The organism is Alkalibacterium iburiense, from assembly GCF_039521845.1.
GTDB classification, from domain to species: Bacteria; Bacillota; Bacilli; order Lactobacillales; family Carnobacteriaceae_A; genus Alkalibacterium; species Alkalibacterium iburiense.
Genome location: NZ_BAAACW010000109.1, coordinates 1 through 19,538 on the forward strand (window position 1 = coordinate 1; position 19,538 = coordinate 19,538).

23 protein-coding genes are annotated in these 19,538 nt (G+C 36.4%); all 23 read left to right on the forward strand.

Annotation, left to right across the window (positions count from 1 at the left end; genetic code table 11):
• Window positions 1-243 precede the first annotated feature (243 nt).
• The 23 genes from ABDZ53_RS08875 (at window position 244) to ABDZ53_RS08985 (ending at window position 19,428) form a co-directional block, all read left to right on the forward strand.
• On the forward strand, window positions 244-510 hold the full coding sequence (locus ABDZ53_RS08875; RefSeq protein ID WP_343755671.1) for a phosphocarrier protein HPr: 267 nt from the start codon (window positions 244-246) through the stop codon (window positions 508-510).
• Entirely contained in the window at window positions 510-2,234 is a 1,725-nt protein-coding gene (ptsP, locus tag ABDZ53_RS08880; protein WP_343755673.1) for a phosphoenolpyruvate--protein phosphotransferase, read from the forward strand. Before ABDZ53_RS08875 ends, ptsP begins: the two co-directional genes overlap by 1 nt.
• A 79-nt stretch (window positions 2,235-2,313) precedes the next feature.
• A complete protein-coding gene (locus ABDZ53_RS08885) occupies window positions 2,314-3,183 on the forward strand; it encodes an NAD(P)-dependent oxidoreductase (protein ID WP_343755675.1) in 870 nt (289 codons plus the stop codon).
• A gap of 181 nt (window positions 3,184-3,364) precedes the next feature.
• Window positions 3,365-3,616 carry a YkuJ family protein gene (locus ABDZ53_RS08890; protein ID WP_343755677.1) on the forward strand — a complete coding sequence of 84 codons (252 nt, stop codon included), beginning with the start codon at window positions 3,365-3,367 and terminating at the stop codon, window positions 3,614-3,616.
• A gap of 116 nt (window positions 3,617-3,732) precedes the next feature.
• On the forward strand, window positions 3,733-4,278 hold the full coding sequence (locus tag ABDZ53_RS08895; RefSeq protein ID WP_343755679.1) for a YqeG family HAD IIIA-type phosphatase: 546 nt from the start codon (window positions 3,733-3,735) through the stop codon (window positions 4,276-4,278).
• Entirely contained in the window at window positions 4,271-5,386 is a 1,116-nt protein-coding gene (gene yqeH / locus ABDZ53_RS08900) for a ribosome biogenesis GTPase YqeH (RefSeq protein WP_343755714.1), read from the forward strand. Before ABDZ53_RS08895 ends, yqeH begins: the two co-directional genes overlap by 8 nt.
• A gap of 25 nt (window positions 5,387-5,411) precedes the next feature.
• Window positions 5,412-5,732 carry a ribosome assembly RNA-binding protein YhbY gene (yhbY, locus tag ABDZ53_RS08905; RefSeq protein ID WP_343755681.1) on the forward strand — a complete coding sequence of 107 codons (321 nt, stop codon included), beginning with the start codon at window positions 5,412-5,414 and terminating at the stop codon, window positions 5,730-5,732.
• 16 nt (window positions 5,733-5,748) lie between these two features.
• Entirely contained in the window at window positions 5,749-6,399 is a 651-nt protein-coding gene (locus ABDZ53_RS08910) for a nicotinate-nucleotide adenylyltransferase (protein WP_343755683.1), read from the forward strand.
• The gene (gene yqeK / locus ABDZ53_RS08915) at window positions 6,380-7,012 is read left to right on the forward strand and encodes a bis(5'-nucleosyl)-tetraphosphatase (symmetrical) YqeK (RefSeq protein ID WP_343755685.1); all 633 of its coding nucleotides are present in this window, start codon (window positions 6,380-6,382) and stop codon (window positions 7,010-7,012) included. Before ABDZ53_RS08910 ends, yqeK begins: the two co-directional genes overlap by 20 nt.
• Complete coding sequence (gene rsfS, locus ABDZ53_RS08920) at window positions 6,993-7,355, forward strand: ribosome silencing factor (RefSeq protein ID WP_343755687.1); 363 nt, start codon at window positions 6,993-6,995, stop codon at window positions 7,353-7,355. Before yqeK ends, rsfS begins: the two co-directional genes overlap by 20 nt.
• A complete protein-coding gene (locus tag ABDZ53_RS08925; protein WP_343755689.1) occupies window positions 7,352-8,083 on the forward strand; it encodes a class I SAM-dependent DNA methyltransferase in 732 nt (243 codons plus the stop codon). Before rsfS ends, ABDZ53_RS08925 begins: the two co-directional genes overlap by 4 nt.
• Window position 8,084: 1 nt before the next feature.
• Complete coding sequence (locus tag ABDZ53_RS08930) at window positions 8,085-9,272, forward strand: nucleotidyltransferase (protein WP_343755691.1); 1,188 nt, start codon at window positions 8,085-8,087, stop codon at window positions 9,270-9,272.
• Between the two features lie 132 nt (window positions 9,273-9,404).
• A complete protein-coding gene (locus ABDZ53_RS08935) occupies window positions 9,405-9,974 on the forward strand; it encodes a YceD family protein (protein WP_343755693.1) in 570 nt (189 codons plus the stop codon).
• A gap of 47 nt (window positions 9,975-10,021) precedes the next feature.
• Window positions 10,022-10,201 (forward strand): 50S ribosomal protein L32, encoded by a 180-nt coding sequence (gene rpmF / locus ABDZ53_RS08940; protein WP_343755695.1) that lies wholly within the window; start codon window positions 10,022-10,024, stop codon window positions 10,199-10,201.
• Window positions 10,202-10,320: 119 nt separating this feature from the next.
• Window positions 10,321-10,713: a DUF3397 family protein gene (locus tag ABDZ53_RS08945; RefSeq protein WP_343755697.1), complete on the forward strand. Its 393-nt coding sequence runs from the start codon at window positions 10,321-10,323 to the stop codon at window positions 10,711-10,713.
• A 249-nt stretch (window positions 10,714-10,962) separates the two neighbouring features.
• On the forward strand, window positions 10,963-11,394 hold the full coding sequence (gene mraZ, locus ABDZ53_RS08950; RefSeq protein WP_343755699.1) for a division/cell wall cluster transcriptional repressor MraZ: 432 nt from the start codon (window positions 10,963-10,965) through the stop codon (window positions 11,392-11,394).
• A gap of 23 nt (window positions 11,395-11,417) precedes the next feature.
• Entirely contained in the window at window positions 11,418-12,377 is a 960-nt protein-coding gene (gene rsmH / locus ABDZ53_RS08955; protein WP_343755701.1) for a 16S rRNA (cytosine(1402)-N(4))-methyltransferase RsmH, read from the forward strand.
• 20 nt (window positions 12,378-12,397) lie between these two features.
• The gene (ftsL, locus tag ABDZ53_RS08960; RefSeq protein ID WP_343755703.1) at window positions 12,398-12,799 is read left to right on the forward strand and encodes a cell division protein FtsL; all 402 of its coding nucleotides are present in this window, start codon (window positions 12,398-12,400) and stop codon (window positions 12,797-12,799) included.
• Window positions 12,796-14,982: a penicillin-binding transpeptidase domain-containing protein gene (locus ABDZ53_RS08965; RefSeq protein WP_343755705.1), complete on the forward strand. Its 2,187-nt coding sequence runs from the start codon at window positions 12,796-12,798 to the stop codon at window positions 14,980-14,982. The genes ftsL and ABDZ53_RS08965 overlap by 4 nt, the downstream gene beginning before the upstream one ends.
• Window positions 14,983-15,013: 31 nt before the next feature.
• Window positions 15,014-15,979: a phospho-N-acetylmuramoyl-pentapeptide-transferase gene (gene mraY / locus ABDZ53_RS08970; protein WP_425541699.1), complete on the forward strand. Its 966-nt coding sequence runs from the start codon at window positions 15,014-15,016 to the stop codon at window positions 15,977-15,979.
• Window positions 15,980-16,068: 89 nt separating this feature from the next.
• Window positions 16,069-17,439, forward strand: coding sequence for a UDP-N-acetylmuramoyl-L-alanine--D-glutamate ligase (murD, locus tag ABDZ53_RS08975; protein ID WP_343755707.1), 1,371 nt, complete (start codon window positions 16,069-16,071; stop codon window positions 17,437-17,439).
• A gap of 33 nt (window positions 17,440-17,472) precedes the next feature.
• Window positions 17,473-18,594, forward strand: coding sequence for an undecaprenyldiphospho-muramoylpentapeptide beta-N-acetylglucosaminyltransferase (murG, locus tag ABDZ53_RS08980; protein ID WP_343755709.1), 1,122 nt, complete (start codon window positions 17,473-17,475; stop codon window positions 18,592-18,594).
• A gap of 18 nt (window positions 18,595-18,612) precedes the next feature.
• On the forward strand, window positions 18,613-19,428 hold the full coding sequence (locus ABDZ53_RS08985) for a cell division protein FtsQ/DivIB (protein ID WP_343755711.1): 816 nt from the start codon (window positions 18,613-18,615) through the stop codon (window positions 19,426-19,428).
• Window positions 19,429-19,538 lie beyond the last annotated feature (110 nt).

Genomic DNA, 19,538 nt, shown 5'->3' on the forward strand with positions numbered 1-19,538 from the left:
GTGAAAAGCATTTGTGATAATCGTAACAATGAACACAACGTTTATTAGGAAGTTTTATGCAACACTAGTGTAAAATAGTAAATAATAGTTGTCGGTATAGTAAAAAAATGGTAATCTGTATGAGAAGAAAGAATAAGGTGAGTCGTTTTGTGCATGAGTACGGTACAGCAGTCAGAGATTCATGAAGCGCTATCATTTTATTTCTTTCGACTATAAAATACATTATCAAAAGGAGCATTTCAGATGGAAAGAAGAGAATACAACATTACAGCAGAAACAGGAATTCACGCAAGACCAGCTACATTATTGGTACAAACAGCAAGTAAATTCAATTCAGATATTACTTTAGAATACAAAGGTAAATCTGTTAACTTAAAATCAATCATGGGAGTTATGTCTCTTGGTGTTGGTAAAGGTGCAGACGTTGTGATTACAGCTGAAGGATCTGATGAAGAAGAAGCTATTCAAGGAATTGATGAAACAATCAAGAACGAGGGAATGGCAGAATAATGAGTTCACAGGTATCCGGAATTGCTGCAAGTGATGGGATAGCACAAGCAAAAGCGTATAGGTTAATTGAACCTGACTTAACTGTAGAGAAAACAAAAGTTTCTAATACAGAAGAAGAAAAGAAACGTTTAACTAAGGCTATCGACGAAGCCAAAGAGCAATTAGGCAAAATTCGAGCCATAGCTGTAGAGTCTTTAGGAGAAGAAGAGGCACAGGTTTTTGATGCCCATGTTATGGTTTTATCAGACCCTGACTTGATTGACCAGACTCATTCAGCTATTGATAATGATCAAGTGAATGCTGAATTTGCTTTTGAACAAGTAACGGATACTTTCATTTCAATGTTTGAAGCGATGGAAGACAATGCTTATATGCAAGAAAGAGCTGCTGACATTAGAGATGTAAGAAAACGAGTACTTGCGCGGTTACTTAACGTGACTTTACCATCTCCTGCAACGATAGATGAAGAAGTTATAATCATTGCTGAAGACTTAACACCAAGTGACACAGCTCAATTAAATAAACAATACGTTAAAGCATTTGTTACTGACATTGGTGGGCGTACATCTCACTCAGCTATTATGGCACGTTCTTTAGAAATCCCAGCTATTGTAGGGACAAAAAATATTACAGAGTTAGTTTCTGAAGGGGACCAATTGATTGTTGATGGTTTAGAAGGAGAAGTTTATATTAATCCTTCTGAAGAGACTTCATCCCAATTTAAGAAAAAAGCTGAAGAATTTGCATCCCTGAAAAAAGAGTGGGATCGTTTAATTGACGAGCCAAGTGTAACAAAAGATGGCAAGTATGTTGAATTAGCTGCGAATATTGGGACACCTAAAGATTTAGAAGGTGTAAAAAACAATGGTGGGGAAGCTGTTGGATTGTACCGTACAGAATTCTTATATATGGATTCTACAGAACTTCCATCAGAAGATGACCAGTTCGAAGCATATAAAAATGTTTTAGAAGGAATGGATGGGAAGCCGGTAGTTGTGCGCACCATGGATATTGGTGGAGATAAAGAACTGCCTTATCTTGAATTGCCTGACGAAATGAACCCATTTTTAGGCTACCGAGCTATTCGTGTCAGCTTAGATCAGGATGACATTTTCCGTACTCAATTGCGTGCTTTATTACGCGCATCTGTTTATGGGACTTTGCGTATCATGTTCCCGATGATTGCTACTTTAAATGAATTTAGAGATGCAAAGGCCATCTATGAAGAAGAAAAGCAGAAATTGCAAAATGAAGGTGTAGAGATTTCTGATTCTATTGAAGTTGGAATCATGGTCGAAATTCCTTCAGCAGCAGTATTGGCTGATCAGTTTGCAAAAGAAGTTGACTTCTTCAGTATTGGTACAAACGACTTAATCCAATACTCTATGGCTGCAGACCGAATGAATGAGAGAGTCTCTTATTTGTATCAGCCTTATAATCCTTCATTGCTGCGTTTAATTAAGAATGTAATTGATGCAGCTCATAAAGAAGGCAAGTGGGCAGGTATGTGTGGAGAGATGGCTGGCGATCAAACGGCTGTTCCATTATTATTAGGTTTAGGATTAGATGAATTTTCAATGAGTGCGACAAGCATTTTGAAAACAAGAAGCCTGTTGAAGAAACTAGACTCTGAGAAAATGGCTGAACTTTCTGAAAGAGCTGTAACAGAGTGTACAACTTCTGAAGAAGTAGTGGCTTTAGTTGATCAATATACCGAAGAATAAGATATCAGGCTGATCTCTTTAATGAGATTCAGCCTGTTTTTTTATTTATTCATAACTATATTATAAGAGGAGAGTTTATATGAAACGCATTGGCTTTATTGGAACTGGCGTCATGGGAATTTCTATTGTCCGTCATTTATTAAATAATGACTATACTGTAAATGTGTTTAACCGTACAAAAGCAAAAGCAGATGAGGTAGTGAAAGAAGGCGCGGTATGGCAAAATAGCCCAAAGGACGTCACTAACGCTTCAGATATCGTTTTTACAATGGTTGGGTACCCTTCAGATGTAGAAGAGGTCTATTATGGGTCCGAAGGTATTTTTAAAGCAGAAATAAAAGACAAACTACTCATTGATTTAACAACAAGCACACCTTCATTAGCTGAACAAATAAGTGATACAGCAAATGAAAAAGGGGCTCGTTCTTTAGATGCTCCTGTATCCGGTGGAGACCTGGGGGCTAGAAAAGGCACACTAACTGTGATGGCTGGTGGAGATCTGGATGCTTTTAATCAAGCTCAAGAGAGTGTATCACTCTTCTCTTCCGAATTTACGCTTCATGGACCAGCCGGTAGTGGCCAGCACACTAAAATGGCTAATCAAATTATGGTGGCAGGTACAATGACAGGGATGACAGAACTATTGGTTTACGCTGAAAAAGCGGGACTCGATCTAGAGAAAGTAGTTAAAACGGTTAACGGAGGAGCGGCTCAAAACTGGTCCTTAGCTAACTATGCTCCAAGGGTATTAAAAGAAGATTATTCTCCAGGTTTTTTTGTTAAACACTTTCTTAAAGATTTGTCCATCGCTTTGGATGAAGCCGAATTAATGGGTATTGACTTGCCGGCTACTAAAAAAGCACATGAATTATATGACAAGCTATCTGATAAAGGATTTGAAGATGATGGGACTCAAGCCTTAATTAAATTATGGTGGGAAAATGTTTAAGCTTTTTCTTTAAATTGGAACGCCTCTCTTTTGATTGAGCTAAGACTATTTGAACTCACCCTTTCTTTTCACTAATTCTTCTGGAGAACATTTTTTAAAAGGACAGCACAATTACTGTATTTTATCCTTAAATCTGTTAAAATAAGAAGAGTAAAGGAATAGAAGTAGGAAGGGGAATACTATGAAACCGTCCCAACTTATACCAATCATCCGTAGACTTGACGCTATGCGCGAGGATCAGACTGATGAAGTACAAGTTCGTCGTTTTGAAAAAGATGGGAAAGAAATGTGCGTCGTGCGATATGATAGTCAATCTAAAATGTTTGAATTGGATGATCGTACAACGAATCAGACCTACGAATTTGACAACATCGATTACGTAGCTGTTGAAGTTCTTGAACTGGTTCAACCAGCTACTTCTACGGAAGAGTAAGAGGAGTGCACAAAAGGAAGTGCTTTGTGTACTTCCTTTTTTTTAGATGTTTTCTAATTGAACAAACACTTTTACGTCAGACTATATAAAAATAATAGTATTTAAGGAGGAAATGGATGCTGAGAAGTTTTAAGCCTACATGGATGGTTGAATCCATTTACCAAATAACACCTGAGCAACTAAGGAAAGAAAAGATTAAAGCCGTACTCACAGACTTAGATAATACGTTGATAGCTTGGAATAACCCAGAAGCCACGGAAGAAACCATTCAATGGATTCAACTAATGAAAGAAAATAACATTGAAGTCGTTATTCTTTCAAACAATACGGAGAAAAGGGTAGGCAAAGTAGCCAGCATACTAGAATTAGAGTTTATTCCAAGTGCTTTGAAACCTCTACAAAGGGGCTTTAAAAAAGCACTGAATACTTATCCCTATTCAAAAGATGAGTGGCTGATGGTTGGTGATCAGATTATAACGGACATCAAAGGGGCTAATCATGCGGGAATAAAAAGTGTTCTTGTTAAGCCTGTCATGGATTCAGATGCTTGGAATACACGATTAAATAGATTTGTGGAACTACACATTATGAATTACCTTATTAAAAAGGACTCTGAAATGAAATGGAGGGATGGCTTATATGAGCGACGAAATAATGAATGATCAAATGGTCTGTATTGGTTGTGGAGCAACTATTCAACACCACTCACCAGATAAAGCAGGATTTCTGCCTCAATCTGTTATCAAAAAGAAAGAACCAACTGATGATATTTATTGTAAACGGTGCTTTCGATTAAGACATTACAATGAAGTACAAGATGTTGAACTGACAGATGACGATTTTTTAAATATGCTCCAAGAATTAAACAAAGAAGATGCTCTCATTGTCAATTTGATTGATATTTTCGATTTAAATGGAAGTATTATACCTGGTATTCAACGCTTCGCAGGACAGAATCCGATCATTTTTGTAGCGAATAAGGTGGACTTGCTTCCGAAATCGTTGAAACCTGCCAGACTGAGACAGAGAATCACGGAACAAGCACATAATTACGGCATACGTCCTCAAAATGTGTATCTCATTAGTGCCCTTAACAAACACTCTGTAGAAGAATTTATGGAACAATTAGAAAAAGAAAGAAAAGGAAGAAGCGTTTATATCGTGGGGACGACGAATGTTGGTAAATCCACACTGGTTAACCAAATTATAAACAATGCTACAGAAGAAGAAAATACGATTACCACATCCTATTTCCCTGGAACGACACTAGGTAAAATAGAAATCCCATTGGATGATAATCATGTGTTAGTAGACACTCCAGGAATCATTCAAAAGACCCAAATGTCTTACTATCTCACTCCAAAAGAGCTTAAGATAGCTACACCTAGAAAAGAAGTCAAACCTAGGGCCTATCAACTAAACGAAGGCCAGACAGTCTTTTTAGGAGGTTTAGCGCGTTTTGACTATATTAGAGGAGATGGAAACCAGTCTTTTGTGTTTTATGCATCAAATGAAATAAACTTGCATAGAACAAAAACTGAAAAAGCTGATGAACTGTATGTCAATCATGTAGGAGAACTGTTAACTCCGCCATTAAAAAACTCACCGAAGCCGCTACCAAAACTTAAACGATATGAATTTACAATTAAGGAACCTTCAGATATTGTATTTTCAGGTTTAGGATGGGTAGCCATTGATGATCCGCAGACTAAAATTGCCGGGTGGGTCCCTGAAGGTGTCGATGTAATGATTAGGAAACAATTGATTTAGAGGAAATAAAGAAATGAGGAAAATAATGAAATTATCAGGAAAGCAAAAACGGTTTTTAAGAGCGGAAGCTCATGATATGTCACCCCTTTTTCAAATTGGAAAAAATGGATTAACCGAAGCGATGGTAGGAGAGTTTGAAGAATCCATTCAAAACAAAGAATTAATGAAAGTTCAATTGTTACAGAATACAGACTGGACGACAGCGGAAGCAGCTGAATTTATTGAAGAACATTCTGATATTCAAGTTGTTCAGAAAATAGGTAAAGTTCTCGTGCTTTTTAAACCCAGTGACGAAGAAAAGTATAGAGAGTATTCCTCTCGTTTACCAAAAAAGAATACAGATTAAAAGGAAGGTGTTATAAGTGAGTCATCGCGTTTCGCAAGTGATTGAGCCCGAAGTGCTCACTGAATTAATAAACACTCATTCTGGAAGGAAAATAGGTATTTTAGGAGGAACGTTTAATCCTCCTCATATCGGACATTTAATTATTGCTGATCAGGTAAAAGATCAATTAGACCTAGAAAAAATCCTGTTTATTCCTTCTGCTATCCCCCCGCATCAAATAGAAAAAGGAACGATATCAGCAGAGCATCGTCTAGCTATGCTCGAAAGAACAATTGGCGATAATGGATCTTTTGAGATAGATGAAATCGAGATAAACAGAGGCGGAAAAAGTTACACTTACGACACAATCAAAGAGCTAAAAGAAAAAAACCCTGAGGTGGAATTTTACTTTATTATCGGCGCTGATATGGTAGAAGACTTACCGAATTGGTATAAAATAGATGAATTGATCAAGATGGTCCAATTCGTTGCGGTTAATAGGCCGAATTATGATTCTAAGACACCCTATCCTGTGATAGTCGTCGACGTGCCGGATATTGACATAAGCTCGAGCTTAATTCGTCAAAAAGTAAAAGATGACTGCTCTATTAATTATCTAGTGACTTCTGAAACAAAAGAGTATATCGAAAGTGAAGGTTTATATAAGGATGAAGAAAAGCAAAATTGAGTATTCTCAGAATTTTTTATTTATTAGTAGAGACGAACTGATTAAAGTCATGGAAAACAGCCTCAGCAAAAGACGTCTGAAACATGTTTTGCGTGTAGAAAAAACAGCTTTGAAACTAGCTGAAAAGTATGATGTTGATTATGAAAAGGTCAGTATTGCAGCGCTGTCGCATGATTATGCTAAAGAAAGACCTGATGAAGAAATGCGGGATTTGATTATTAGCGAAAATCTGGATTTAGAAATGCTGCAGTACGGTAATAATATTTGGCATGGTCCTATTGGGGCTGTTTTAATGAAAAATGAATACCATTTAGAAGACGAAGATATTCTTGAAGCAATCAATTATCATACCATTGGTTCACCCAAAATGTCTTTAGTAGCGAAAGTAATCTATGTAGCGGACTTTATCGAACCTAAACGCTCATTCAAAGGAATAGAAATAGCCCGAGAATTAGCGGATAAAGATTTAGATGAGGCCATAGGTTATATTTCAAGCCATACTATCAGTCATTTAATTAAAAGAAAAAATAAAATTTATCCAAGAGCTATAGAAACATATAATGCTTGGGTAGCTACCGGCAAGGAGGAAAATGATGACTCATTCATCTATTAATGTATTAGAGTACGTGATTAAAGCAGCTGATTCCAAAATAGCTCAAGATATTTTAGCTTTAGATATGAAAGATGTCTCTTTTTTAGCGGATTATTTCGTTATCATGCATGCAAACAATGAAAGACAGCTTGGAGCAATAGCTGACAGTATATTAGAAGCTGCCTCTAAGCATAACCAGTCCGTTAAAAGAGTAGAAGGCAAAGAAGGAGCAAAGTGGATCTTAATCGACTTGGGAGATGTCATTATTCATATATTCAACGAAGAAGAAAGAGACTTTTATAAACTCGAACGATTATGGTCTGATGCTGAACATGTTGATATTAGTGACTGGTTGGATCAATGACATATAATTGGTTCGCTAGAGTATACGATGATTTAATGGATGACACTCTTTACGAGAAATGGTTTGCTTATACTTCTCGCTACCTTTCTAGTAATGCTACCCTTTTAGAGTTAGGTTGTGGGACAGGAATTTTAGGCCTGACGTTAAAGGAAAAAGGGTATGATGTTTCAGGGTTAGACTTGTCAGAAGATATGCTGAGCTTAGCGTATAACCGCCAACAAGAACACTCTATCTTCTTTCCTTTGATTCAGAGAGATATGAGAGACTTGTCTGAATTAGCGAATTATGATGGTATTGTGTGCTACAGTGATGCCTTATGTTATATGGAAAATGAAAATGAGCTATTAAAAGTATTTAGAGAAGCTTATGCTCACCTCAATACAAATGGGTATTTCCTCTTTGATGTTCACTCGCTTTATCAAATAGAATTGTTTCTAAAGACTTCGTTTCATGCTGAGACAGATGGAATAGTCTTTTTATGGGACAGTTTTGAAGGGGCATATCCCCACTCTGTTGAACACGAATTAACCTTTTTTGTAGAAAGAGACGATCAGGCTTACGATCGGTATGAAGAAGTACACAAAGAACGGACGTATAAAATAGATACCTATCTTGAGTTATTAAGAAAAGCTGGGTTTTCCAATATTGAAGTGACAGCTGACTTTGAAGAGAGTGTCAACGAGAAGAGTAAAAGATGGTTTTTCGCTGCTCAGAAATTAGGAGAATAGTATGAAAGCTTGTGGAATAGTAGCTGAATATAATCCGTTTCATAATGGTCACCTGTATCAATTAAAGAAAGCGAAAGAGCAGTCCGGTGCAGATGTGATGGTTGCTGCAATGAGCGGCAATTTTTTGCAGAGGGGGGAGCCCGCTCTACTGGACAAATGGAGTAGAGCTTCTACTGCATTGGAAAATGGAGTAGATATTGTGGTTGAAATTCCGGTGGCATTCAGTGTTCAACCAGCAGATTATTTTTCTATGGGCGCAATCACTATACTGAATGCTCTTATGTGTGACACATTAAGCTTTGGAAGTGAATCAGGTAAGGGTGAGGATTTTCTTCAAGCGGCACAGCTCTATATTGAAAATGAAGATGTCATTAATCACCATTTTCAAAGCCAACAAAGGCAAGAATATACTTACGCAAGAAATTTGACCGGGGTATTGGAATCTTTATTCCCCGAATTTCCAATAGATTTATCTCAACCCAATAATGTCTTGGGGTTCACCTATGCAAAGGAAATTATTTCGCAGAAAAGTAAGCTGTCTATTGTTACTGTCCCTAGAAAAGAAAGCCATTATCATGAGCAGAATATTCATAAAGGGAAAACAATAGCTAGTGCTTCTGCTATAAGAAATGCCCTCTTTCATAAGACAAGTGATACAGATGATTTAATCAACGTGATGCCCGTTAATACGCTAGAAATGCTAAAGATGAAACCTCTTGTATCTTGGGATAATTTCTTTCCTTATCTAAAATATCAGTCCGTTATTGCTTCGAATACAGAGTTGTCTGACATTTATTTAATGGAAAAAGGACTAGATTATAGAATAAAGCGCCTTATGAAAGATTCTAATAATATGACTGAATTTCTTACAAAACTCAAAACGAAGCAATTGACATGGACAAGGTTACAAAGAATCTGTTTTTATATCTTGCTCAATCAAACAAAAGAAGATATGAATGAAAAGCTTCATAATATAGACTCTATTCGTCTACTAGGTTTTACCGAAAAGGGACAAGCCTACTTAAGTCAGATAAAACAGTCGTTAAGTATTCCTCTTATTACCAATATAAATAGGCATACAGGGGAAGAATTAGAATATGATATTAAAGCAGGAGAGGTTTACAGGCTTGCTGATGAAAATCGTATTCCAAGTCAGGATTATAAAAGAAAACCCATTAAAATTAATTGACATTGGATGCTAAAACAAGTATAATAATTTTTGTTGCTCAATTAACGGAACAGTAAGAATAATTGAGAATCAATAGTTAGTTGCCTATTGAAGTTTATCTAGTAAATGATGACAACACTGAGGTGAGAGTCAATGAAAATAAAATGGGCATTAAATGAATTGAAAAAATATCAGGATGAACCCTTGCAGATAAGTGGAACCATAGACTTTAGCCGATCCTTAAAAGAACGGGATGCGGACGTTATTTCAGTTGAACCTGTGGATATAACAGGAGTAATTGAAGTAGACAAAACATCCGTTTACTATGTGACTTTAAGGGTATCAACTAAGATGACTCTTCCATCAACACGTTCATTGGAACCCGTAAATGTCTCTCAATCCTTTTCTTTTTCAGAAGTATACTTGGGAGTCCACTCTCCGGTAGATGAATCTGAATTTGACAAAAATGAGATAGTTGAAAGACTGTCAGATGAGACACTTGATTTGAGAAAACCAATTGAAGATGCGATTTTGACGAACAAGCCCACGCAGGTCTTTACTGAAGAGGAATTAAAATCAGAGAAGTTACCTAGTGGAAAGAATTGGAAAGTGTTGACTGAAGAAAAGTATAGTGAAGCGAATTTTACTTCTTCAGAAGAAGAAGGAGATCCTCGAATGGCTATTCTGAAAGATTTATTCCCTGATAATAACAAGAATGATTAATTTGATTGTATCTAGAATTGAATCCTTTTAAGGAGGTGTGTTGGAAAATGGCAGTACCTAAAAGAAGAACATCTACTAGCAAAAAAGCAAAAAGACGTACTCATATCAAATTGGACCTTCCAAACATGAGTGATTGTCCAAATTGTGGTGAAGTGAAACGTAATCACCACGTATGCCCGGCTTGCGGACATTATGCAGGTAAAGAAGTTATCAGCAAAGATAACTAATACTTTTTACTCTCTGTAGAAAAAAATATTAAGTATTAAAAGTGTTTATGTGCTATTGCCATAAGCACTTTTTCTGTTATTCTATAGTTAAATCTTATAGTCATGCTGAAGCCATAGAAATGGATGTGGTAAATGTGAATACCAATGCTTTGGATGTATGGGGAATGCTATTTTATATCATTCCGTTTATCATCTTAATCTTTTCGAAAAGAATAAACTCACAATTTAAAATGTTAAATCTTTCCGTTAAAGTAGTCGATTTATTAATCCCTTACATGTTTCTATATATTTATATATTAGGATCGATTTACCTGGGGATGAATACCATTCCTTACTTAGTGATTATAGTTTCTGTAGTAGCGATTATTCTTGCTACATACTATGCATTTTGGACAAAGACACTTGAAATATATATTTTTTTACGCATGTGGTGGCGTTATATATTTTTAATCCTGTTAGCGATATATATCATACTGGGTCTATGGATAGGCTACCGAATCTTTTTTGTATAATTATAAGCTGCTTTTTGTTTCTTAATGGGACGAAAAGCAGCTTATTTTTTTGTCTCTGGGTAAGTATGTAGACCAATACATATGACTATATTTCATATGTTAAAAAAGGGAATGTATGGTCGGGTATTGCTGGTTTAAAGGGTTTTTCATGGAATAGATTACAATTATATTTAATTTTTCAAAAATTGTGGTAGAAAGTGGTGCGATGTGGTAGACTATGCCATATAAGTGGGGAGAGGGGGCAGTGAAATGTTATTAGGCGAATATAAGCATTCAATTGATGCAAAAGGCCGTTTAATTATACCATCTAAATTCAGAGAGGATTTAGGGGAACGTTTCATTGTGACTCGAGGACTTGATGGGTGCCTCTTTGGCTACCCGATGGACGCATGGAAAGAATTGGAAGCGAAATTAAAGCAACTTCCTCTTGCTAAAAAAGAATCACGAGCCTTTACTCGGTTCTTGTATTCTGCAGCAACAGAATGTTCTTTAGATAAACAGGGCAGAATTAATTTACCCAATACATTAATCCAACATGCCTCACTTGAAAAAGCATGCTACGTTATTGGAGTTTCAGACAGAATTGAAATCTGGAGCGATGAAAACTGGGATGCCTTTGCTGAAGATGCTAATGAATCATTTGAAGAAATTGCCGAAGAGATGATAGACTTTGGATTTTAAACACTCACAGGGGAGAATATCACATGTCAGAATTTACACATGAAACAGTATTATTGAATGAAACAGTTGATGGCTTGGATGTTAAACCCGATGGGATATATGTAGATTGTACATTAGGGGGAGCAGGGCACAGTTCTTTGCTTTTAAGTCAGCTAAATGAAAAAGGTCATTTGTTTTCCTTCGATCAGGATACAACAGCTATTAATTACGCGAAACAGGTATTAAAAGAAGAAGTAGAAAAAGGAAAAGTTACGTTTGTTCACAGTAACTTTCGTTATTTAAAAGAAGCTTTGAATGAAAAAGGAATAACAAAAGTGGATGGTATTTTATATGATTTAGGTGTCTCATCCCCTCAATTGGACGTATCGGAGCGTGGGTTTAGCTACCAACAAGATGCAGTATTGGATATGAGGATGAATCAGGAACAAGAATTGACTGCCTATACTATAGTCAATACATGGGATTATAGTGATTTAGTTAGAATATTTTTCCGTTATGGGGAAGAGAAGTTCTCCAAGCAAATTGCCAGAAAAATAGAAGCACACAGAGAAGTTAACCCGATTGAAACGACTCATGAATTAGTCGATATCATTAAAGAAGCTATTCCAGCTCCTGCTCGACGTAAAGGGGGGCATCCTGCTAAACGAGTGTTTCAAGCCCTTAGAATTGCGGTTAATGATGAACTTGGTGCTTTAGAAGATTCGCTTGAAGCGGCTATCGATGTATTAAATGTTGGTGGAAGAATAAGTGTGATTACTTTTCATTCTTTAGAAGATAGGATTGTAAAGCAACTATTTAAAAGTTATTCACAGATGCCAGAGTTACCAAGAGGTTTACCTGTTATACCTGATGGATTTGAACCAATTTTGAAGTTGATTAACAGGAAACCAATTGTGCCCTCGGAAACTGAAGTGAGTCAAAATAACCGTGCTAGAAGTGCAAAATTAAGAGTAGCAGAAAAAACCAGAGAAAATACTCAGTAATGTAAGTAAAGAAGGAGAGAATGATTAAAATGATGAATGATAATTTGGCCCGTCAACTTAGCCCTGAAAAAGAAATAAACCCTATACATCAGCCTTCGCCTCAAATTGAAAAGCAACCTAAGAAAGTACATATAGAACAGCCTGCACACAAATTATTCACACGAGCTGAATGTGCAGTCCTTTCTCTTTTCGCTGCTATCATATTAGCTCTTGCTGTCACCCATATCGCTTTATCTATGCAAGTATCAACGACTAATAGAGTTATCCAAGATATACAGTCACAGTCTGCCGTTGTACAGATTGAAAATGAGAACTATGAGCAGAAAGTTCAGGAACTTTCACGGTACGATAGAGTGTACTCTATTGCTAAAGAAAATGATTTAAATATGAATGAAGAACAAATTAGGAATGTATTGAAATGAGACAGTGGGGTAGGAAAGTAAAAGAAAGCAACCCTCTACGTAATCGTAAGTTCATTGCGATAGGGTTGTATATTCTTTGCTTTGTACTATTTTTCAGTGTTTTTTTTCGTTTTACATGGATAATGGTCAAAGGGGAAGTGAACGGAGAGAATCTGGAACAGAATGTAGAAAACCTCTACACTAGAAATAATACTTTACAAGCTAAAAGAGGATCTATCTACGATATCAATGGGAACCCTATCGCAGTAGATGCCACAACTTATAAGATGGTCGCCGTTTTAACTGATGAGTGGTCTACACCCAATCGCCCGATCCATATAAAAGAGCCTGATAAAGTAGCTGCAGTACTATCTGAACACGTGTCCATGAGTGAGGAAGAATTATATGACCGCTTAACAAAAGAGAACAGCCAAGTAGAGTTCGGAAGCGCAGGAAATAACTTAACTTTTGAGACGAAAAGTGCCATAGAAGAAGCCTTAGAAGAAGAAAATTTAACAGGCATTACCTTTGAAGAGAAAAAAAGTCGCTTATATCCAAACGGGACCTTTGCTTCCCATACTGTTGGCTTAGCTCAACAAAATAATGAAGAAGAAAATGAGATAACTGGTGTTCTCGGCATTGAAAAAGAGTTTAATGATAGTTTAAGTGGAGAGAATGGATGGAGAAGATATCAGAGAGATCGCTTTGGTTACGTCCTTCCAGATATGGGAGTAGAAGAAGTGCTTCCAGTTAATGGAAATGATATCCACTTAACACTCGATAGAAGAATGCAGATATTCTTAGAAAGCATCATCGATGAAGTAAATGCGGAGCATAAACCGGCTAATTTAACAGCTACTTTAATGCATGCTAAAACAGGTGAGATTGTTGCTACTTCTCAAAGGCCAACTTTTAATGCGACAACAAAAGAAGGAATTGAACAGTCATGGCAAAACTTATTAGTTGAATTTACTTATGAGCCTGGTTCCACATTAAAAGTCATCACCCTTGCATCTGCGATTCAAGAAGGGATTTTCAGGCCTTATGATTATTTTAAATCGGGTCAAATACAAATAGCGGGTGAAACGGTTCGGGATGTCAACCCAAGAGGATGGGGAAACATCACGTATTTAGAAGGGCTTGCTCGATCTAGTAACGTTGCTTTTGTTAAATTAGTAGAGGAAATGGGTCATGATACATGGAAAGAGTATTTAGATGATTTTGGATTTGGGGAGCCGACAGGGATATCTTTACCTAATGAAATGGCCGGTAGTAATCCTTACCAATGGCCGATCCAACGTTTAAACACTTCTTTTGGACAGGGACTGACTGTTACACCTATCCAAATGTTAAGAGCTTTTTCTGCTATTGCTAACGATGGAAAAGTGGTAGATCCTCATCTTGTTAAAAGCATTTCTAATCCAGACACTGGAGAAGTAAAGAATTTTGAACAAAAAGAAACACAAACCTTAATATCTGAAGAAACAGCAGATAAAACACTTGAATATTTGAAAGAGACAGTATACAGTGATGAAGGAAATGCTAGAGGGTATCAAATTGAAGGACATGAAATAGTAGCTAAGACAGGAACAGCTCAATTTGTAAATCCCGAAACTGGCACATATCATAGAGGTGGAACAAACTACATTTATTCTGTCGTCGGGATGGCACCTGCAGATGATCCTGAGTTAATCTTTTACATTACAATGCAACAACCCGAATTAAATGGACTTGGACACGCTAGTCAAGTGATTCAAAAAATATTTAATCCAGTAATGAAACGAGCTTTGGAATATTTTTCAACTGACGAGGAAGTCAATTTAAATGAAGAAGAATCAGAAACTTTAGAAAATACTGTTCAGAGTCGGACATCGGACATTATCAGTCAGTTTGAAGAGAAAAATCGTGAATACAGTGTGATTGGTTCAGGAGATACTATAGTTCAACAGTTTCCAGCAGCTGATACTGAAATAAACGATTCATACCGCATTTTATTACTGACTAATGGAGCGATGACCCTTCCTGATTTAACAGGATGGTCTAGAAGTGATGTATTAAGATTAGCAGATCTGACAGGTATAGAAGTGGAGTTTGAAGGGGAAGGGTACGTAACGGATCAGAGTGTATTACCGGAATCCTTTATAGAAACAGGTTCAACTGTTTCAGTAAAATTAACTCCGCCTAATGATCCGCTTAATGAATAAAAGCTTGTTCATACTAGAAAGGAAAAGTTAATTGAATCGAATAGAATTATTATATCCATTTATCCTTGGTGGATTGATAGCAGCGGGGTTAATGCCTTCAGTCATTCGCTATTTTAAAAAGAAACAACTAGGACAGGTTACAAGAGAAGAGGGGCCATCTTGGCATGAAGTAAAATCCGGGACTCCGACAATGGGGGGCGTCTCTATCCTCATTGCGGTAAGTATAGCTTCCATCTTATTCAGTTTACTTTTTGAGCTCGAAACCAGTTTAACATTGCTTTTGGTCTTTATATTTATCGTGTATGCGGCCATTGGCTTTTTGGATGATTATATAAAAGTAATTATGAAAAGAAACCTAGGTTTAACAAGTCTGCAAAAACTAATCGGTCAGATTGTAGCAGCCATTTTATTTTACCTTGGAGTTTCTCAATTTACCGCTATTCAAGTAGTCTCTTTACCATTCGGTATAGAATTGAATTTTGGAATATTTTATAGTCTGTTCGTCGTGTTTTGGTTAGTGGGCTTTTCAAATGCTACTAATTTAACTGACGGATTAGATGGTTTATTAGCTTCAACGGGTTTCATAGCTTATGCGAGTTATACTATTATTGCTATTTGGCAAAATCAGTTAGAAGTCGCGTTATTTACAGTCTCAGTTATGGGAGCCTTGATTGGATTTTTCATATTCAATAAAAAGCCAGCCAAAATATTTATGGGTGATGTTGGGTCTTTAGCTTTAGGAGCAGGTTTAGCCGGTGTGTCTATCATTTTAAATCAAGAATGGACCTTATTATTGATTGGTTTAATATTTGTGATTGAAACGGCCAGTGTCATGCTTCAAGTGAGTTCATTTAAACTTACTGGTAAAAGATTGTTTAAAATGAGTCCTATTCATCATCATTTTGAGATGATAGGATGGAATGAGTGGAAAATTGTTATTGTGTTTTCAGTAATAACTCTTATCTCTTCATTACTTACATTAATCATTGTCTATTAAATATAAAAAAACTGGAAGTAGCTTTCTGCTCCCAGTTTTTTTTACTATAAATTTAAAAATGAAAAAAGCTATATGATTGAGGGGTTACCATGAAGATAATTAATGATTTTAAAAATAAGAAAGTTCTTGTATTGGGACTAGCGATGAGTGGTTATAGTGCGTCGAAGTTACTGTTAAAACTCGGGGCAGAAGTAATAGTGAATGATTTTCAGGATTTAACTCACGATAAACAAGCGATTGAATTATCAAGCTTAGGAGTAGAGATTGTTTCCGGAGGACACCCTTTGTCTTTACTTGATGATTCAGTTGATTATATTATAAAAAATCCAGGCATTCCTTATACTAATCCTCTGATTAAAAAAGCTCAAGATAAAGCCATACCTATTTTAACTGAAATTGAATTGGCTTATTTAATCAATGAAAGTTCCATTATAGCGATTACTGGAACGAATGGTAAAACGACAACGACTAAAATGGTTGAAGCTGTTCTGAAGCACAACCGAGAGAAAGGACAGGTATACGCTTCAGGAAACATAGGTGTACCGGCGAGTACAACAGCACAAAAAGTGACTTCAGAAGATGATACCGTAATGGAAGTTTCTAGTTTTCAATTGATGGGTATTCAGAGTTTTAAACCATCTATAGCGGTTATTACGAACATCTACTCTGCCCACTTGGATTATCACAAAACTAGAAAAGAGTATGTTCTCGCTAAATTAGCTATAACTAAGAATCATACTGAGAGTGATTACCTCGTATACAATGCTGATCAATCCGAATTAACAGAATTAGTATTAAACGAAAGTAGGGCTCAACTCATACCTTTTTCTAGAAAGAAGAAATTGTTTAAGGGAGTATGGATTGAAAATCAAAACATCTTATTTAACTCTGAGATTATCATGAACGTACAAGATATTATTCTTCCTGGAAAACATAATCTTGAAAATATCCTTGCCGCTATTGCAGTAGCCAAAATCAAGGGAGTCACAAACGAAACCATCCAATTTGTCTTCAAACAATTTAAAGGTGTTCCACACCGTATGCAGTATGTTGATGAGATTAATACGCGACTATTTTATAATGATTCAAAAGCGACCAATACTTTAGCTACTATCCATGCATTAGATGGATTTGACAAACCTGTCATATTAATTGCAGGAGGGATGGATAGAGGCGATTCTTATGAAGAGCTCATACCTGCTTTAAGGAACCATGTTAAAGCTCTGATAACATTTGGAGAAACAGCCGAAAAAATAGCTGTCATTGGAAAAGAAGTGAATTTACCTAAAATCAAACAACTGACTACTGTTTCAGAATCTGTACAGCAGGCTTACAAATGGAGTGAAGAAGAGGATGTTATCTTATTGTCTCCCGCAAGTGCAAGTTGGGATCAATACAAAACATTTGAAGAGCGGGGAGAGGACTTTATAAAGGCAGTGTCTGAACTAAAATCTGAGTAGGAAATAAGGAGGAAGCACGGTTGTGCGTATAAGATGAAAATATTAGTGACGGGCGGAGGAACAGGAGGACATATCTATCCTGCTCTTGCTTTAATAGACAGAATAAAAGAGCTTCATAAGGATACTGAGTTTTTATATGTCGGTACACATAGAGGGTTAGAAAGTAAAATTGTCCCTAATCATGGGGTTTCTTTTACGCCAATTGAAGTAGAAGGCTTTAAAAGAAGTCTCTCTCTTAAAGGTATTCAGTACAATGTGCGTACAGTAAAATTGTTTTTTCAAGCTATCCAGAAAGCTAAGAGATTAATTGATGACTTTAAACCTGATATTGTTGTCGGAACCGGTGGATATGTGAGTGCTCCAGTTTGCTATGCTGCTACCAAAAGAAATATACCCACGGTTATCCATGAACAAAATAGTGTAGCTGGCATAACGAATAAGTTTTTAGCTAAGCACGTTTCAGCTATAGCTGTCGGATTTGAAGAAGCCAAGAATCAATTTAAAGGAAATGAACATAAAGTACATTACACAGGTAACCCTAGAGCGCAGGAAGTTGCTGGTCTAGAGAAAAGTAATATACTAGAAGAGTATTCTCTTAACCCAGATGAAAAAACAGTCTTAATATTTGGTGGTAGTCGTGGAGCAGCTAAGATTAATCAAGTTGTACTAGACAGCGCTAAGGAACTTGTGAAAAAACCTTATCAAGTCATATTTGTAACCGGAGAGTCTCATTATGAAACTATTTCAAAAAAATGGAATGAATTAGTGAATGATAACCATAAGAATATGTCTGCGGTTGTTGTGCCCTACATCAATCAACTACCAGAAGTGTTTGCATCAGTTTCATTAGTTGTATCGAGAAGTGGGGCTACCACACTAGCAGAGATTACATCCTTGGGTGTTCCAAGTATACTTATCCCTAGTCCAAATGTCACTGAGGATCATCAAACGAAAAATTCACATAGCTTAGAAAAAGTGGGAGCAGCTGTTTCTATAAAAGAATCAGAATTGTCTTCAGCTTTATTTATAAAAACATTGGATGAACTGTTACTGGATGATCGTAAAAGACAAGAAATGGCTAAGCAAGCAAAGGCATTAGGAAAGCAGAATGCATCAGATTTGTTAATTAAGCTGATGATGGATTTTATCAAATAGAATGTAGGAGTAAAGATTATGAAGAAATCGGAAGAAAAACTAAATAATGATGAACCACAGACTTCCGTAGAGTCTCCGTTTATTAAACAGGAGAAGTCTAAGAATATAATCTTGAAATGGTTGCTTATAGTAAGTGTGTTTTTTATAAGCATTCTAGTCTCTCTTTATTTCTTGAGTTCATACAGTTTAATTAATGGGATAGCCGTTGAAGGGACAAATGAAGTGTATGATCAGAACGTTTTAGAGTCTAGTGAGGTATCACCTGGAGATTCTTTATGGCGAACCTATTTTAATAAAAGAGAAATTGAAAACCGAATTGAGGAGCAGAATAAGCAGGTCTCGAGTGCTCAGTTAGGCTTTTCAGGAATAAACAATTTTGTCGTGCAAATTGAAGAATATGAGACAGTTGCTTATTTAACTCAGGATAACCAGTATAAAAAAATACTTGAGAATGGAACGATACTTGAAGAAGTTGTCCCGAGGCCTTCGACTAACCAACCCATCTTAAGTGGCTTCACCGAGGGAACAGCTCTAGAGCTTATACTTCGAGAGTATAGTCACTTGAACGAACAAGTGAAATTATTGATATCTGAAATTGAGTACCAGGATAATGAAAGAAACAGCATGCTGGTTCATGTTTATATGAATGATGGAAATGAAGTGCTGGCATCCATTCCTTCCTTCTCTGAACGAATGAACTATTATCCAGAGATGGTGAGAGCTGTAGATGGAGAAAAAGGCCTTTTCGATTTAGAGGCTGGGGCCTATTTTATCCCCTATGATTCAGAAGAAGAAAGCGAAGAGCTGGAAGAATCCAATATAATAGATGATTAATGGAGAGTAAAACAATCTTGTTTTGCTCTTTTTTCATAGAATGGTTCGGGTGTCAAAACCCAAAATTTTAATCATTTAAAGTTTCTACTCGAACTAAATAATCAAAAGTT

Bases quoted from the DNA above. Each gene is read 5' to 3' on its own strand.
- murD (WP_343755707.1), top strand. From the start codon at position 16,069: ATGAAGATAATTAATGATTTTAAAAATAAGAAAGTTCTTGTATTGGGA.
- yhbY (WP_343755681.1), top strand. From the start codon at position 5,412: ATGAAATTATCAGGAAAGCAAAAACGGTTTTTAAGAGCGGAAGCTCAT.
- mraZ (WP_343755699.1), top strand. From the start codon at position 10,963: ATGTTATTAGGCGAATATAAGCATTCAATTGATGCAAAAGGCCGTTTA.
- rsfS (WP_343755687.1), top strand. From the start codon at position 6,993: ATGACTCATTCATCTATTAATGTATTAGAGTACGTGATTAAAGCAGCT.
- rpmF (WP_343755695.1), top strand. From the start codon at position 10,022: ATGGCAGTACCTAAAAGAAGAACATCTACTAGCAAAAAAGCAAAAAGA.
- ftsL (WP_343755703.1), top strand. From the start codon at position 12,398: ATGATTAAAATGATGAATGATAATTTGGCCCGTCAACTTAGCCCTGAA.
- ABDZ53_RS08945 (WP_343755697.1), top strand. From the start codon at position 10,321: ATGGATGTGGTAAATGTGAATACCAATGCTTTGGATGTATGGGGAATG.
- murG (WP_343755709.1), top strand. From the start codon at position 17,473: ATGAAAATATTAGTGACGGGCGGAGGAACAGGAGGACATATCTATCCT.
- rsmH (WP_343755701.1), top strand. From the start codon at position 11,418: ATGTCAGAATTTACACATGAAACAGTATTATTGAATGAAACAGTTGAT.
- ABDZ53_RS08930 (WP_343755691.1), top strand. From the start codon at position 8,085: ATGAAAGCTTGTGGAATAGTAGCTGAATATAATCCGTTTCATAATGGT.
- ptsP (WP_343755673.1), top strand. From the start codon at position 510: ATGAGTTCACAGGTATCCGGAATTGCTGCAAGTGATGGGATAGCACAA.
- ABDZ53_RS08895 (WP_343755679.1), top strand. From the start codon at position 3,733: ATGCTGAGAAGTTTTAAGCCTACATGGATGGTTGAATCCATTTACCAA.
- ABDZ53_RS08985 (WP_343755711.1), top strand. From the start codon at position 18,613: ATGAAGAAATCGGAAGAAAAACTAAATAATGATGAACCACAGACTTCC.
- ABDZ53_RS08885 (WP_343755675.1), top strand. From the start codon at position 2,314: ATGAAACGCATTGGCTTTATTGGAACTGGCGTCATGGGAATTTCTATT.
- ABDZ53_RS08935 (WP_343755693.1), top strand. From the start codon at position 9,405: ATGAAAATAAAATGGGCATTAAATGAATTGAAAAAATATCAGGATGAA.
- ABDZ53_RS08925 (WP_343755689.1), top strand. From the start codon at position 7,352: ATGACATATAATTGGTTCGCTAGAGTATACGATGATTTAATGGATGAC.
- ABDZ53_RS08890 (WP_343755677.1), top strand. From the start codon at position 3,365: ATGAAACCGTCCCAACTTATACCAATCATCCGTAGACTTGACGCTATG.
- ABDZ53_RS08965 (WP_343755705.1), top strand. From the start codon at position 12,796: ATGAGACAGTGGGGTAGGAAAGTAAAAGAAAGCAACCCTCTACGTAAT.
- yqeH (WP_343755714.1), top strand. From the start codon at position 4,271: ATGAATGATCAAATGGTCTGTATTGGTTGTGGAGCAACTATTCAACAC.
- ABDZ53_RS08875 (WP_343755671.1), top strand. From the start codon at position 244: ATGGAAAGAAGAGAATACAACATTACAGCAGAAACAGGAATTCACGCA.
- yqeK (WP_343755685.1), top strand. From the start codon at position 6,380: ATGAAGAAAAGCAAAATTGAGTATTCTCAGAATTTTTTATTTATTAGT.